Below are 12,857 nucleotides of genomic sequence, written 5' to 3' on the forward strand. Positions count from 1 at the left end.
TACTCCTCGTGTGACGTGACGGTCAGTCCGGAGTGGTGATCGCGAGGCCGGCGCGGCGCCAGGCGTCGATGCCGCCGCGCACCAGGTAGGTCTCGGCGCCCGCCCGGGCCAGCTGACGCGCCGCGTTCGCCGATCGTCCGCCGGAACGGCAGATCACGACGACGGGTCGACCCGCGACCACGTCGATGCCGTCGTCGATCACCTCGTGCAGCGGCAGGTGGGTGGCACCCGGCACGTGGCCGGCGTCCCACTCCGGACGCGATCGCACGTCCAACAGGACCGCGCCCTCCTCGACGAGGGTCTGCGCCCTGCTCGCGTCGACCGTTCCGTACGACTTTCGAAAGATGCCCACGACGTTCGACCCTAGGGCCACCCTGCTCGCTCACTCCAGACCCCCTGGGGGGGATCCTTTCTCCACCCGCGACTTTATACCCCTAGGGGTATGTCGTCGACGTGTCGTCGGCCACGTTCCGACAGCTCAGTCCAGCCCCAGGATCCGGTCCAGCACCGTCAGGTGGTGCTCGAAGAGCGCCGCCGGATCAGCGAAGGTGTCGGCGCCGTACTGCCCGAACACCTCGAAGTTGATCGCACCGAACAGCGCCGCCCAGGCCATGACGCCGCGCGCGAGCAGCTCGTCGGGCACCGTCAGGCCCATCTCGGCACGGATCCGATCGAGGTCGGCGGACAGCCCCGGGTCGACCGGCGCCGACGACGACAGCGGTGTCAGCACACCCGCCCGGTGCGCCCCCTCGATGATGCCGACCAGCGCGACGATCACGCGCGTACCCGGACCGGTCGTGCGCTCCGCCGGCGCGTGATAGCCGGGGACCGGGCTGCCGAACAGCAGCGCATAGCGGGCGGGCTCCCGGATCGCCCACGATCGCACCGCGTGGGAGAGCGCGTGCAGCCGACCGCGGTGATCGTCGTCCGCCAGCGCATCGACGGCGGCATCCACCTCCGCACCCAGCTCGGTGTAGCCATCGATCACGAGCAGCGTGAGCAGCTCGTCGCGGCTCGCGACGTACCGGTACACCGCCGACGACACGACGCCCAGATCGCGCGCGACGGCACGCAGCGACAACGCGGCCGCGCCCTGTGTCGCCAGCTGCTCCCGTCCGATGCGGGTGATCTCGGCGAGCGTCTGCTCGCGGGCGCGTTCGCGGGGGGTGACCGTCATGCACCCACCCTGCCCGAGAAACGAGAGCACTGTCAACAAAAGAGAGCAGTGCTCTTGACAATGGCCCCGACCCGAGCGCATCGTAGAAAACGAGAGCAGTGCTCTCGATTCCGAAATCCTCTTCGAGAAAGCGAGCACGTGATGTCGAATCTGCAGGTAGTGACCGGTGCGGGCCCCGTCGGCTGGACGGTCGCCGAACAACTCGCCGACGCCGGCTACGACGTCCGGGTCCTCACCCGCTCGGGTAGCGGGCCGGACCATCCGCGGATCGAGCGCCGCAAGGTGGACGTCTCCGACCCGACCGCCCTCGCGGCCGCCCTCGACGACGCCACCGCCGTCTTCCACTGCATCCACGGATCCGCCTACGACGCCCGCGCCTGGGAACGCGAACTGCCCGCCGCCGAGCAGGTGGTGCTCGACGCCGCCGGACGGATCGGCGCGGTCGTGGTGTTCCCGGAGAGCCTGTACTCGTACGGCCGCCCGGACGGCCCGCTGACGGAGGACGGCCCGCGCGACGCGACCACCGGCAAGCTCGGTGTCCGCACCCGTCTACTCGCGGCCCGCGCGGCGCACCGCACACCGACGGTCAGCGTCGTCGCGTCCGACTTCTTCGGCCCGCACGTCCTGACCGCGCATGCCGGCGAGCGGATGGTGCCCCCGGTGCTGAAGGGGAAGACGATCCGGGTGATGGGCCGCGCCGACGTCGCCCACTCGTTCACCTACGTCCCCGATCTGGCGGCGGCCATGATCACCGCAGCGCACGATCCGGACCGGTGGAACACGGTGCTGCACGCGCCCACCGCTCCTGCGGTGACCCAGCGACAGCTGGTGGAGGCGTTCGCGAAGGCCGCGCAGGTGCCGACGCCCACGGTGGGCACGCTGCCCGGGTGGGCGCTGCGGGCGGTCGGGACGGTGCACCGCCCGACCCGAGAGCTCGCGGAGACGCTGTACCAGTTCGAGGCGCCGTTCGTGATGGACTCGCGTCGCAGCGAGGAGGTCCTCGGGCGCGCACCCACCCCGTTGGACGAGGCCGCGGCCGTGACGGTCCGGTGGTGGCGGCAGGAGTTGGCGACGGCGGGCGCCCGATAGGGTCACCATGTGCGCACATGGAATCCGTCGTCTGTCCGACAGACGTGGAGTTCCGCGGCCACCACACTGCGGCACTCACCGGGGCTGGGCCGCCTGACGGCGGTCCGGTTCGCGAGCCAGTTCGGCGACGGACTCTTCCAGGCGGCGCTCGGCGGGGCCATCCTCTTCAATCCCGAACGCGAGACCGAACCGCTCGCCATCGCCGCCGGATTCGCGGTCCTGCTGTTGCCGTACTCGGTGATCGGTCCGTTCGCGGGCGCCCTGCTGGACCGCTGGGACCGGCGGGCGGTGTTGCTGTGGGCGAATCTGCTCCGGGGCAGCCTGATCCTGTTGATCTCGGCGCTGCTGATCGCGGGCGCCGGGGAGACGCCGCTGTTGCTGATGGCACTCGCCGCGATCGGCGTCAGCCGGTTCGTCCTCGCGGGCATCTCCGCCGCGTTGCCGCATGTGGTGCGGCAAAGTTGGCTGGTACCAACAAATTCGGTGCTCGCAACGGCAGGATCGGTGTTCTCGGCGGTCGGGGCCGGGACGGCCGTGGCCGTGATCGCCGGGATCGGCGAGGGCGATCTGGGCTCCGGCGTCGCGGTGGCGGTCGGGGCGCTCGGATCGGTGATCGGCGCGTGGGCGGTGCACGGATTCGGCCGTCGCGCGCTGGGCCCCATGGACGGCGTCACCACCGCACGAGGCACGGTCACCGCCGTCCTGTCCGGCCTGCGCACCGGCGCGACGGCGGTGTGGCAGGCGCCCGGGGTCACCACCGCGATGATCGGAATCGGCGCCCATCGCATCGCCTTCGGCGTCAACACCCTTGTGATGGTGCTGATCCTGCGCGACCCCGCGTCGAGTGGCGCGCTGCCCGGCGGCCTGGCCGGATTCGGTGTGGCCGTGGGGGCGACGGCCGCCGGCATGCTGCTCGCGGCCCTCGCCACCCCCTGGTTGATTCCCCGCCTCGGACGCCCCCGCACCGTGACCGTCGCACTCGCGTTCGCAACCGTCGTCCAGTTCACGCTGATCACGACGCTGTCGCAGCCGCTGCTGCTGGCCGGTGCGTTCCTGCTCGGGTTCGCCGGGCAGACCGTCAAGCTCACCGGCGACGCCGCGATGCAGATCGAGATCGACGACGACCGCCGCGGCCAGGTGTTCGCGCTGCAGGACACCGTCTTCAACATCGCCTTCTGCGCTGCCGTGGCCGCCGCCGCGACGGTGGTCGCTCCCGACGGCCACTCGCTGGGTCCGGTCCTCGCGGCCGGTGGCGTCTACACGCTGGGCCTGGTCGCGATCGCGTGCAACGCGCGCCGCACGGTCGACTGACCGGTCACCGCACGTCCCGCCGGACGGTGTCCACACGGCCGTCGGTGTCGGTATCGCTGAGTTGCACCGACATCCGGCCCGGATCCTCCTCGGCGACCAGCACCGTGTCGAACCGGGCCGGATCCCGCGTCGAGACCAGCACGACGTCGGGTTCGCCGTCGCCGTCGAAGTCGACGAGCGCGTCGTCCGCCGCACCGTCACCGTCGTAGTCGATGCTCCGCCACCCGGCCGGATCGGGTGGTGCGGGAGACCGCGGCGCGGGGACCGGGTGCACGGATTGCTGTGTCCGCGAGACCTGCTGGTCCCAGACGCCGGTGTGCACGGGGTCCGCGAAGTACCGCGCCGGTGCCGCCCCGACGTCCAGCACGGAGCGGTCGGCGGCACCGTCACCGTCGCTGTCCCACATCGCGTCGTCGAACAGGCCGTCCCCGTCGAAGTCCAGACGCACCGCGTCGAACTCGCCGTCGGCGTCGAGGTCGAGATCGGCCAACGAGGTCCACGTGGTGGTCGCACCGTCCCCTGTGCCGAACCAGTACTCGAGTGATCCCATACCTCTGTGGACGCACCGCGACGTGACACGGTTCCGTCACGGTCACCGGGATTGTCGGTGAACACCCCCGCACCTCGGTGCTACCTTTCCTCGAAACACCAGGTAGTGAACGGTTTCGGACCAATCGCCCAGGGGTGAACCATCATCAGACGCCTGACGTCGATGCTCGCCGTCACGGTCGCGGGCCTCGCGCTCACCACCGCCCCCGCACTCGCGGAACCCGCGACGGGGCCCACCAACTCGTGCGGCGAGGCGGGATTCGATCCGTCGGCGCCGGACCCGGAACCGCCGCCGCCGACGTCCCCGCCCGTCATCGGGGTCCCGCTGCCGTACCCGCAGTTCGTCCCCGTCCCACTACCCGATCCCGCCCCCGACCGGACCCGGGTGGCGCAGGATCCCCTGCCGGCGGACCCCTGCCAGGACCCGTGCCCCGACCTCACCGATGCGACCGACGATCCCGGCGGGCCGGACACCGCACCCGGTTCGCCGGGTTCGGGATCGGGCTCCAGTTCGGGCTCGAGTTCGGGATCGGATTCGGGATCCGGTTCGGGTCCGGGATCCGGTTCGATCACCCTGCCGCGCATCCAGATCCAGCCGCGGCCCGAGACCGTCCCGATTCCGGTGCCGGGCGGCGACCCGGGTCCGGATCCGCAGCCCGCACCGCCGCTCGACATCGGCACGATCGACCCCGGGCCCGTCACCGCACCGCTCGGCACCCCGGCTGTGGGGGCGGTGAGTCTGGTGTCGCAGGTGACCGGGCCCGGATCCGAGAACCGCACCGACAAGCGGTGGCAGGTCGACGGCACCGACCTGGGCATCACGTGGGAGAGCCGTCCGGGCGAGGTCGCGGTGGCGTTCGGCGACACGTTCGGCGCGGACTGGCAGCCGCCCGGCGCGAACGGCCGGGACTGGCGCAGCAGCGTGCTCGGGCACAGCACCGACACCGATCTGTCCGACGGCATGACGATCGACAGCATGGTGCAGGACAGTCGCTGTCACGCCGCCGAGATCATCGACGCCCGGCACATCGCGAACTGGGAGACCACCGCCATCCCCACGTCGGGCTTCGCGATCGGCGCCCGCCAGTACCTGAGCTACATGTCGGTGCGCCGCTGGGGCGAGCCCGGCATGTGGGTGACGAACCACGGCGGCATCGCGTACTCCGACGACAACGGTCAGACGTGGACCAAGGATCAATATGCCCAGTGGGACAATATCTTCGGACAGGGCCTGTTCCAGGTGACCGCGATGGTTCCGCAGGGCGACGACGTGTACATGTTCGGCACCCCCAACGGCCGGATGGGCACGATCGGCCTCGCCCGCGTCCCCGCCGGCGAGCTACTCGACACCAGTGCGTACCAGTACTGGGTCGACGGCAACTGGGTCCCGGTGGTGGAACACCTCGCCACATCGCTCGTCTCGGGCCCCGCGGGCGAGCTGTCCGTGCGCTACGACGCCGATCGGCAGCGGTGGCTCATGAGCTACCTCGACCAGGTCGACGGACGAATCCTCCTGCGGCAGTCGTCGAGTCCGCAGGGCACCTGGTCCGACGGCGCGACCCTCGTCGACAGTACCGAGTACCCGAAGACCTACGGCGGTTTCATGCACCCCTGGTCCACACCCGACGAGCTGTACTTCACGATGTCGGAATGGGACAGCTACAACGTCTACCTCATGCGGGCGAAGTTGAACTGACCCGAGCCGACGCGAACCGACCCGGGCTACGTGAACGATGCGTCACCCGGCTCCGGAACCCTGAGCCGGAACGTACCGACCGCTCCCGCCCGGAGCGAGGACGGCGGCGGATCCGACGTAGCCGCCCGGCGGGCACCCCGGGTGCTCGCTCTGCCGGCAGTACTCCGGGGAGATCCGATCGGTGGGGGTCACGGACGTCTCGGAAGTGGTCGACGTGCCGGACGCGGGTGGGGGAGTAGCGGTCTCGTCTTCGCAAGAGGCCACGAGCAGCGGCACGGCCGCCGCGACGAGCAGAGTCTTCCAGCGGCGAATCATCGTTCCCTTCCTTTCGGCGGGACCTGGTTCGACGATACGCCCGGGTTGTCCGCTCGGAGGTGGGCGATTCCCGACGCGCCTCGAGTGCCGGCGGACCCGCTGCGCGGCGGTGGCGACTCAGGTGGTGACGGCCCGCTCCGGCAGATCCGCGATGATCGCGGCCAGGTTGTAGCCGCTGGTCCGCAGGCGTCCGTTGGCACCCGTCCGGGGATACTCGCTGTGGCCGGACGCGCCGTCGCGCGTCACTCCGTCGGGTGTCGTGGCGGCATCGGTCGCGAGATGGGTGAAACCGTCCGTCGCGTACGGTCCACCGCCGAACGGTCCGGGGCCGAACCGGTTGAGACGGGCGATCACGTCACCGTCCGCCGTCATCTCGTACGCATGCCCCGGAACCAGTCCGAGATCGCTCGGCGAGCGGACGCCGACCAGGCCGGGGGAGCCGTAGACGACCAGGTCGTCCACCGGGTGGTGGCCCGGTTCACGCAGCGCCAGACCCGTGGTGACCGAACCGTACGAGTGCCCGATCGCGGTGATGTGCGGATCGGATCCCGTGTGCGCGACGCCGAGGCCGTCGTAGAACCGCGCGAGGTCCCGCGCCCCGGCGCGGGCCCGATCCTCCAGTGCCACAGCCAGTCCACCCCCGATCCGGTCGGTGATGCTGCCCGACATCTGCGGCGTGTCGTAGCCCACCCAGGCGATGATCGCGACCGTCTCGTGTTCGCGTCCGGGCTTGGCGCGCAGCTGGATCCGCGACTCGCGCTGCAGCGCCCCGGCCTCGTCGGCCATCGAACCGAGGGACCCGCGCACGGTGGAGTTCAGCCCCGGCGTGGATACCGCGATGTGATCGGCCGTGTCCGGATCACCGATCGCCACGGCGGCGTGAACCTGCTCGCCGGAGCGCACCTCCAACAGCAACAGCCTCCGGTCCGGGTGCTGCTCGAGCGCGCTCTGTACCGTGTCGATATCGGCCAGCCGACGGCCGACGTCCACGAGTTGCTGTCGCGCAAAGAGCGATTCGAGGTTGTTCGGACTCCGCACCCGATCCGACAGCTCCCGCTGCGTCGCCTCCAGGGCCGCCCGTTCGACCGGCAGACGATCGACGTTGGCCCGGTGGCGCACCGCGGCCGGTAGACCGTCCCGGTTGCCGACGCTCGCGGGCGTGGTCTCGATCAGCATCCGCTGCTGCCCCGTCGTGAGCGCGTCCCACCATGTGCGGTTCGCCTCCGCACTCGCACCGTCCGGGGGCGGCGGAACGGTCTGCACCCCGGCCCATCCGGTGCCCGGATCACCGGCGCGGGGAAGCTGGGCGAACGCGGTGGCGATCAGCGACGTCACCCGGCCGTCGGCCGCGGCGAGTTCGCCGAGTGCAGCCCGGATCATGGTCTGGTGCCGGCGCGCCCGGTGGTCGAGTACCGCCGTCGCCATCGCTGCGCCCGACCCGGATCCCAGTGCGGCCAGGAAGATCCCGGGCGGGACACCGACGGCGCCGTCGTCCGCCACCTCGAATCCCTCCGCCCGGGCCGCGACGACCGCGGCGAGCACGGCGTCCCGCGCCCCGTCGAGTTGCGCCGCACCGGAATTCGCCGCGTCGGCGGCCGCCTGCAGCGCCGACACGGTCCGCGTCGCGATCGCGCCGATCTCCCCGGCCCGCGCCCATGCCGCGTCCCCGGCGACGCCACCCCAGTGATCTCGCGCCCCGTCCACCGCCCGTACGTATCCGTCGATCTGCGCGTCGACGACACGGGCGCACCTCCGCCACCGCGCGCCCTGACCCCGCAACACCGACGGAGCCCACGACTCCGCGAGCGACACCGTCGGAGTCGTCACCGACCGCCGTCCGATCCCCGCAGTCCCGCAACGAGTCCGACGAGAGAATCGGCCTCGGCGGTGTCGGCGCGCGCGTACCCGCCCGCGGCCCTCGCCGTGCTCGCGGACCAGTCGTGCAGCCGGCCGGCGACGACGGCCAGCACGTCCGACACCGCCCTCGATCCCGCCCCGCATGCCCGGCCCACCCGTGATCCCGGCAGTCCGGTGCCGGTTGCCGCCGACTCCGTGCCCGCCCGCGCGTCCGCGATCACGTCCCCGATCGCCGACACGGTCCGCGCGGTCTCGCCGAGCCGGCCCGGATCGACCCACATCTCCGCCATGACACCCCCCTCCGTCCGCATCCCCCGGATCCGTTCCGGACGATACTGCAGCCGTTTCGCGGTATGAGACGATCGCCGCCGGTCACCGACCGCGGATCACGAGGGGAGACGGGATGAACCACAGAGCACCGGGGCACTCGCACGGATGGACCGAAACCGTTGTCGACCAGCAGGATCGGCTGCTGAGTGCCGCGGCGACCCGTCGATCGCGCGCCGAGTCCGCGGACGGGGCCGTCGCGGTCGAGGCCACGGCCGACGGACTTATCCACAACTGGCACATCGGGGAGGAACTGCGGGGTACGGACGTGCGCGAGGTGGTCGCGGCCGTCGTCCGGCTGCAGCACGAGGCGGTGGCCGACGCCCGGGACGAACTGGCCGCGGCCGCCGCCGCGCTGCGCGAGGACCCCCGCTTCCGCGCCGTGGTCGACCGTCACGTCGACGCGATCGATCGGCCGGTCGTGTCCGAGACGACGCCGGACAACGACGGCTACTTCGCGCACCTCACCGTGTGGGATCGCGGCTGACGAATCCGAGTCCCTCGGGTCACCAGACGGGTCGCGGCGTGCCGCCTCTCCCGATCTCCTCGAGCGCACGGACCAGAGATGCCATCGTGTCCGCGCCCAGCACCGCACTCGCCGCATGCCAGCGCGCCAGGGCCGCGTCGGTGGCCGCCGCGGTCACGTCCAGCCCCGCGGAAGTCAGTTGGACCAGCTGCGCCCGGCGATCTTGGGGGTGAGGTTGCTTGTCGACATAGCCGGAGGCCGTCAGCTCGTCGACGATGACAGCGGCCGACTGCTTGGTGATGCCCAGGAAAGCGCCAATCTCACTGACCGTGGCACCGTTCCCGGCAATCCGGACGAACACGAGACCGTGCGCCGGACGCAGCGTCGAATTCCCTTGCACGACAATGGCTTCGTTGATCTGCTCGGCCAGCGTGGACGCGGCGCGCATCAGCAGCATCAGCAGATCGGCACGAGGCTCATCCCTTGACATACCGTCAGTCTACCTGTCCAATAAAGACAGCTAAACTGACGAGAAGGGGGTTCGCGATGCCAGTCCGAAAAGATGGTGACCATCTGACACACCGAATGCACGAGTCTCGATTCCACTCCTACGTGGCACCGTCTCGTGGCAGCCGACAGCTGTGCGCCTGGCGCACAGACCTGGCACCCGGGTCCGACGGTGCCCCGCACACCGTCTCGCACGAAGAGGTCTTCCTCGTGCTCCACGGCTCACCCACAGTCACCCTGGACGGCCGCCGAACTCCGCTCGCCGCCGGAGACGTCGTCCTGGTTCCGGAGGCGGCAACGGTTCAGCTCGACAATCACGGCGACGGCACGGCCTCGCTGTGGGTGACGACATCGGTGGGCCTGACCGCCACCACCGCCGACGGTGGCATCATCACGCCCCCGTGGACTCGATGATCCAGTCGGCGGGCAACATTGCGGGCGCCTTCGGGTGCTGCCCGGTTCACCGCGCCGGGTAGACCGCCACCTCGGTCGCCTTGACGGCGAACCACACGTCGTCGCCGGGGGCCAGATCGAGTTCGGCGACGGCGGTGGCCGTGACGTCGGCGACCAGACCGGCCGAACCGTCGACGTGATCGTCGGTGCGGACACGAATCGCGTGCCCCCGTCCCTCGATCTCCGCGATCCGTACCCGGAAGATGTTGCGGGGGCTGCCTTCCGGATGCTCACGGTGGACTGCGACAGCGGTGGGCGAGAACACCGCAACGGCATGCTCCCCGTCGCCGCACCCGTCCTCGCCGATGCCACTCACCGCCCCCGCGGCGGTGTCCAGGACGCCGTCGCGAATCTTGCCCGACAGCAGGTTGATGCCGGCGATCCGGGCCGCGAAGGCGCTGCGCGGCCGGGTGAGTACCCGGTCCACGGATCCCTGCTCGACGATGCGCCCGCCGTCGAGAACGACGGCCCGGTCGGCAAGCGAAAGCGCGTCCAGCACATCGTGAGTCACGAGGATCGCGGTCCGGTCCCCGGTACGCAGAACCCGGCGCAGCAGGGCCCGCAGCGCCGGCGCGGCGGCGACGTCCAGTGCCGCCATCGGCTCGTCGAGCAGCAGCACCTGCGGGTCGGCGGCGAGCGCCCGCGCCACCGCGACCCGCTGTGCCTGACCGCCGGACAGTTGCCGCGGCCGCCGCGCCGCGAGGGCCGCCGCGTCCACCTCGTCGAGCCACCGCTGCGCCGAGGCATACGACTCGCGCCGCCCCAACCCCGCGCTGCGCGGGGCGAATGCGACGTTCTCTCGGACCGTGAGGTGCGGGAACAGCAGCGCCTCCTGGGCCAGCAACGCCACCGATCGCTGGTGCGGCTGCACCGCAACATTTTTCGAGAAATCGGTGAGCACCCGGTCGCCGAGTTCGACACGGCCGGCGTCGGGCCGCAGCAGCCCGGCCACCACGTCCAGCAGCGTCGACTTGCCGGCCCCGTTGGGGCCGAGCACCGCGAGCACCTCGCCCGGAGCGACGTCGAGCTCGACGTCGAACCCGCGGGCATCGACCCGGGCCCGCACGCTCAACCCGTTCACAGCGCACCGGCCGCGCGACGCGTGCGGGCGCCGAGGACGATGGCGACGGCCACCACCACCAGCACCAACGACAGCGCGACCGCGGCCTCCGGATCGGTCTCCCGCTGCAGGTAGATCTCCAGCGGCAACGTCCTGGTGACGCCCTGCAGGCTCCCGGCGAAGGTCAGTGTCGCGCCGAATTCGCCGAGGGCGCGCGCGAAGGCCAGCACCGCGCCCGAGATCAGTCCGGGCAGCACCAGCGGCAGGGTGACCCGGCGCAGCACCGTCGTGGGTGGAGCGCCGAGCGTGGCGGCCACCGCCTCGTAGCGCCGCCCGGCGGTCCGCAGCGCGCCCTCGAGACTGATCACCAGGAACGGCAGCGCGACGAACGTCTGCGCCAACACGACCGCGGTGGTGGAGAACGCGATCTGGATGCCCGCCACCTCGAGGTGCTGCCCGATCAATCCGCGTCGGCCGAACGTGTAGAGCAGCGCGAGGCCGCCGACGACGGGCGGCAGCACCAGCGGGAGCAGCACCAGCGCCCGCAGCGCCGCGAGCCCGGGAAACGAGCAGCGGGCCGACACCATCGCCATCGGCACCCCCAGCAGCACACACAGCAGCGTGCTGATCGAGGCCGTCTTCAGACTCAGAACCAAAGCGTCCAAGGAGGATTCGGAGGTGACGAGCTCCCAGAAGTTGGGCCAGTCGACCCCGACGAGCATCGCGACCAGCGGCAGCACAACCAGCAGCGCGCCGACGGCCGCGGGAACGTAGATCCAGACCGGCAGACTGGCCGGAACCCGTACCCGCGGCCGCACGGTCACGGGGCGCCGAACCCGGCCGCGGACAGGACCGCACGGCCCTCCGGCCCGGTGACGTACCCGGTGAATTCGCTCGCCACCTCCGGGTTCCCGGAATCCTTCAGCACCACGATCGGGTAGGTGTTGACGACCTTCGTCGCCTCCGGGAACGGGATCTCCGCGACCTTGTCACCTGCGGCGGCCGCGTCGGTGACGTACACCAGCCCGGCATCGGCCTGACCGGTGACGACCTTGCCGAGCACGTCGGTGACCGACGATTCCTCGCTGACGGGAGTGAGGCGGATCCCGGTGGCGTCCTCGATCTTCTGGGTCGCCGTGCCGCACGGCACCTGCGGCGCGCAGACCACCACCTTCACGTCCGGGCGGGCCAGGTCCGCGAACGACGCGATGTTCGCCGGATTACCGGGCGGCACAACGATGGTCAGAATATTGGTCGCGAAGTTCACCGGCTCCGACGCCGTCAACCCCGCCTGGACCGCCTTCGTCATGTTCGCGGTGTCGGCCGACGCGAAGACGTCGCCCGGGGCGCCCTGATCGAGCTGAGCCACCAGGTCGGACGATCCGGCGAAGTTGAACACGACCCGGGTGCCGGGATGCTGGTCCTCGAAACGCTGCCCCAGTTCGGTGAACGTCGACTTCAGCGACGCTGCCGCGAACACCGTGATCGAGTCTCCGCCCTCGGTTCCCGCGTCGGTGGCGCCGCTGCACCCGGCAAGGGCCGTCGTCAGCACCGCGGCGACCGCGACCACCGCACCCCGCATCCACCTCACGACGGGACCCCCGGCGTCTCGACGATCACGGTGGTCGCCTTCACGACGGCCACCGCGATGCTGCCCGGTTCGAGCTTCAGCTCGCGGACGGCCTCGGCACTCATCAGCGAGACGACGGAGAACGGCCCGCACTGCATCTCCACCTGGGCCATCACCCCGTCGGCGACGACCCGGGTGACGAGACCGACGAACCGGTTGCGGGCCGAGCTGCCGACCCCGAGCGGGTTCTCGGGCGTGGGCGCCGCGTTGGCCCGCGCGTACTCGGCGAGCTGCTTTCCGTCGACCACCATGCGGCCGGAGTCGTCCTTGTGGGCGGCGAGGGTGCCGGCGTCGACCCACCGGCGGACGGTGTCGTCGCTGACGCCGAGCAACTGGGCCGCGTCGCGTATCCGGATGTCTGGCATTCCGGGAGTCTAGATCCGCATACGCGGAAGATTCAATCGATTCGCTCCGCGGATG

The 12,857-nt window shown here is 71.0% G+C and carries 16 protein-coding genes; 5 read left to right on the forward strand and 11 right to left on the reverse strand.

Annotation, left to right across the window (positions count from 1 at the left end; all coding sequences use genetic code 11):
• Positions 1-22: 22 nt before the first annotated feature.
• Both HUN07_RS26395 and HUN07_RS26400 read right to left on the reverse strand, forming a co-directional pair.
• The gene (locus HUN07_RS26395; RefSeq protein ID WP_114720202.1) at positions 23-352 is read right to left on the reverse strand and encodes a rhodanese-like domain-containing protein; all 330 of its coding nucleotides are present in this window, start codon (positions 350-352) and stop codon (positions 23-25) included.
• Between the two features lie 126 nt (positions 353-478).
• Positions 479-1,177, reverse strand: a complete 699-nt coding sequence (locus tag HUN07_RS26400; protein ID WP_174914219.1) for a TetR/AcrR family transcriptional regulator — start codon at positions 1,175-1,177, stop codon at positions 479-481.
• A 141-nt stretch (positions 1,178-1,318) separates the two neighbouring features.
• On the opposite strand from HUN07_RS26400, the gene HUN07_RS26405 reads away from it, so the two are divergent.
• Together HUN07_RS26405 and HUN07_RS26410 are read left to right on the forward strand one after the other, a co-directional pair.
• Positions 1,319-2,266, forward strand: coding sequence for an NAD-dependent epimerase/dehydratase family protein (locus HUN07_RS26405; protein WP_114720206.1), 948 nt, complete (start codon positions 1,319-1,321; stop codon positions 2,264-2,266).
• 9 nt (positions 2,267-2,275) lie between these two features.
• Complete coding sequence (locus HUN07_RS26410) at positions 2,276-3,577, forward strand: MFS transporter (protein ID WP_114720208.1); 1,302 nt, start codon at positions 2,276-2,278, stop codon at positions 3,575-3,577.
• Between the two features lie 4 nt (positions 3,578-3,581).
• On the opposite strand, the gene HUN07_RS26415 is transcribed toward HUN07_RS26410, so the two are convergent.
• Entirely contained in the window at positions 3,582-4,127 is a 546-nt protein-coding gene (locus tag HUN07_RS26415) for a hypothetical protein (RefSeq protein WP_174914221.1), read from the reverse strand.
• Between the two features lie 162 nt (positions 4,128-4,289).
• Between HUN07_RS26415 and HUN07_RS26420 the strand changes: the two genes are divergently transcribed.
• On the forward strand, positions 4,290-5,822 hold the full coding sequence (locus HUN07_RS26420) for a DUF4185 domain-containing protein (protein WP_174914223.1): 1,533 nt from the start codon (positions 4,290-4,292) through the stop codon (positions 5,820-5,822).
• Positions 5,823-5,864: 42 nt separating this feature from the next.
• On the opposite strand, the gene HUN07_RS26425 is transcribed toward HUN07_RS26420, so the two are convergent.
• The 3 genes from HUN07_RS26425 to HUN07_RS26435 form a co-directional block, all read right to left on the reverse strand.
• Positions 5,865-6,137 carry a hypothetical protein gene (locus HUN07_RS26425; RefSeq protein ID WP_174914225.1) on the reverse strand — a complete coding sequence of 91 codons (273 nt, stop codon included), beginning with the start codon at positions 6,135-6,137 and terminating at the stop codon, positions 5,865-5,867.
• A gap of 117 nt (positions 6,138-6,254) precedes the next feature.
• Positions 6,255-7,964: an alpha/beta hydrolase gene (locus HUN07_RS26430; RefSeq protein ID WP_174914227.1), complete on the reverse strand. Its 1,710-nt coding sequence runs from the start codon at positions 7,962-7,964 to the stop codon at positions 6,255-6,257.
• The gene (locus HUN07_RS26435) at positions 7,961-8,284 is read right to left on the reverse strand and encodes a hypothetical protein (protein ID WP_174914228.1); all 324 of its coding nucleotides are present in this window, start codon (positions 8,282-8,284) and stop codon (positions 7,961-7,963) included. The genes HUN07_RS26430 and HUN07_RS26435 overlap by 4 nt, the downstream gene beginning before the upstream one ends.
• A gap of 113 nt (positions 8,285-8,397) precedes the next feature.
• Between HUN07_RS26435 and HUN07_RS26440 the strand changes: the two genes are divergently transcribed.
• On the forward strand, positions 8,398-8,808 hold the full coding sequence (locus HUN07_RS26440) for a hypothetical protein (RefSeq protein WP_174914230.1): 411 nt from the start codon (positions 8,398-8,400) through the stop codon (positions 8,806-8,808).
• A 19-nt stretch (positions 8,809-8,827) separates the two neighbouring features.
• Here the strand turns inward: HUN07_RS26440 and HUN07_RS26445 are convergent, their stop codons facing one another.
• On the reverse strand, positions 8,828-9,244 hold the full coding sequence (locus tag HUN07_RS26445; protein WP_254622696.1) for a MarR family winged helix-turn-helix transcriptional regulator: 417 nt from the start codon (positions 9,242-9,244) through the stop codon (positions 8,828-8,830).
• Between the two features lie 155 nt (positions 9,245-9,399).
• On the opposite strand from HUN07_RS26445, the gene HUN07_RS26450 reads away from it, so the two are divergent.
• Complete coding sequence (locus HUN07_RS26450) at positions 9,400-9,708, forward strand: cupin domain-containing protein (protein ID WP_254622697.1); 309 nt, start codon at positions 9,400-9,402, stop codon at positions 9,706-9,708.
• 46 nt (positions 9,709-9,754) lie between these two features.
• Here HUN07_RS26450 and HUN07_RS26455 read toward each other — a convergent pair whose 3' ends face one another.
• The 4 genes from HUN07_RS26455 to HUN07_RS26470 are packed head-to-tail and all read right to left on the reverse strand — an operon-like array spanning position 9,755 to position 12,802.
• Entirely contained in the window at positions 9,755-10,828 is a 1,074-nt protein-coding gene (locus tag HUN07_RS26455; RefSeq protein ID WP_174914234.1) for a sulfate/molybdate ABC transporter ATP-binding protein, read from the reverse strand.
• Positions 10,825-11,631 carry an ABC transporter permease gene (locus tag HUN07_RS26460; RefSeq protein WP_174914236.1) on the reverse strand — a complete coding sequence of 269 codons (807 nt, stop codon included), beginning with the start codon at positions 11,629-11,631 and terminating at the stop codon, positions 10,825-10,827. Before HUN07_RS26460 ends, HUN07_RS26455 begins: the two co-directional genes overlap by 4 nt.
• A complete protein-coding gene (gene modA / locus HUN07_RS26465; protein WP_174915054.1) occupies positions 11,628-12,389 on the reverse strand; it encodes a molybdate ABC transporter substrate-binding protein in 762 nt (253 codons plus the stop codon). The genes HUN07_RS26460 and modA overlap by 4 nt, the downstream gene beginning before the upstream one ends.
• A 5-nt stretch (positions 12,390-12,394) precedes the next feature.
• Complete coding sequence (locus HUN07_RS26470; protein ID WP_114720232.1) at positions 12,395-12,802, reverse strand: TOBE domain-containing protein; 408 nt, start codon at positions 12,800-12,802, stop codon at positions 12,395-12,397.
• Between the last annotated feature and the right edge of the window lie 55 nt (positions 12,803-12,857).

Origin of the sequence: Rhodococcus sp. W8901 (genome assembly GCF_013348805.1) — a bacterium.
GTDB lineage: Bacteria > Actinomycetota > Actinomycetes > Mycobacteriales > Mycobacteriaceae > Prescottella.

What these genes read in the sequence shown, in the direction of transcription:
- HUN07_RS26420 (WP_174914223.1), top strand. Translation starts at nt 4,290, where the DNA reads ATGCTCGCCGTCACGGTCGCGGGCCTCGCGCTCACCACCGCCCCCGCA.
- HUN07_RS26435 (WP_174914228.1), bottom strand. Translation starts at nt 8,284, where the DNA reads ATGGCGGAGATGTGGGTCGATCCGGGCCGGCTCGGCGAGACCGCGCGG.
- HUN07_RS26445 (WP_254622696.1), bottom strand. Translation starts at nt 9,244, where the DNA reads ATGCTGCTGATGCGCGCCGCGTCCACGCTGGCCGAGCAGATCAACGAA.
- HUN07_RS26400 (WP_174914219.1), bottom strand. Translation starts at nt 1,177, where the DNA reads ATGACGGTCACCCCCCGCGAACGCGCCCGCGAGCAGACGCTCGCCGAG.
- HUN07_RS26415 (WP_174914221.1), bottom strand. Translation starts at nt 4,127, where the DNA reads ATGGGATCACTCGAGTACTGGTTCGGCACAGGGGACGGTGCGACCACC.
- HUN07_RS26440 (WP_174914230.1), top strand. Translation starts at nt 8,398, where the DNA reads ATGAACCACAGAGCACCGGGGCACTCGCACGGATGGACCGAAACCGTT.
- HUN07_RS26425 (WP_174914225.1), bottom strand. Translation starts at nt 6,137, where the DNA reads ATGATTCGCCGCTGGAAGACTCTGCTCGTCGCGGCGGCCGTGCCGCTG.
- modA (WP_174915054.1), bottom strand. Translation starts at nt 12,389, where the DNA reads ATGCGGGGTGCGGTGGTCGCGGTCGCCGCGGTGCTGACGACGGCCCTT.
- HUN07_RS26470 (WP_114720232.1), bottom strand. Translation starts at nt 12,802, where the DNA reads ATGCCAGACATCCGGATACGCGACGCGGCCCAGTTGCTCGGCGTCAGC.
- HUN07_RS26405 (WP_114720206.1), top strand. Translation starts at nt 1,319, where the DNA reads ATGTCGAATCTGCAGGTAGTGACCGGTGCGGGCCCCGTCGGCTGGACG.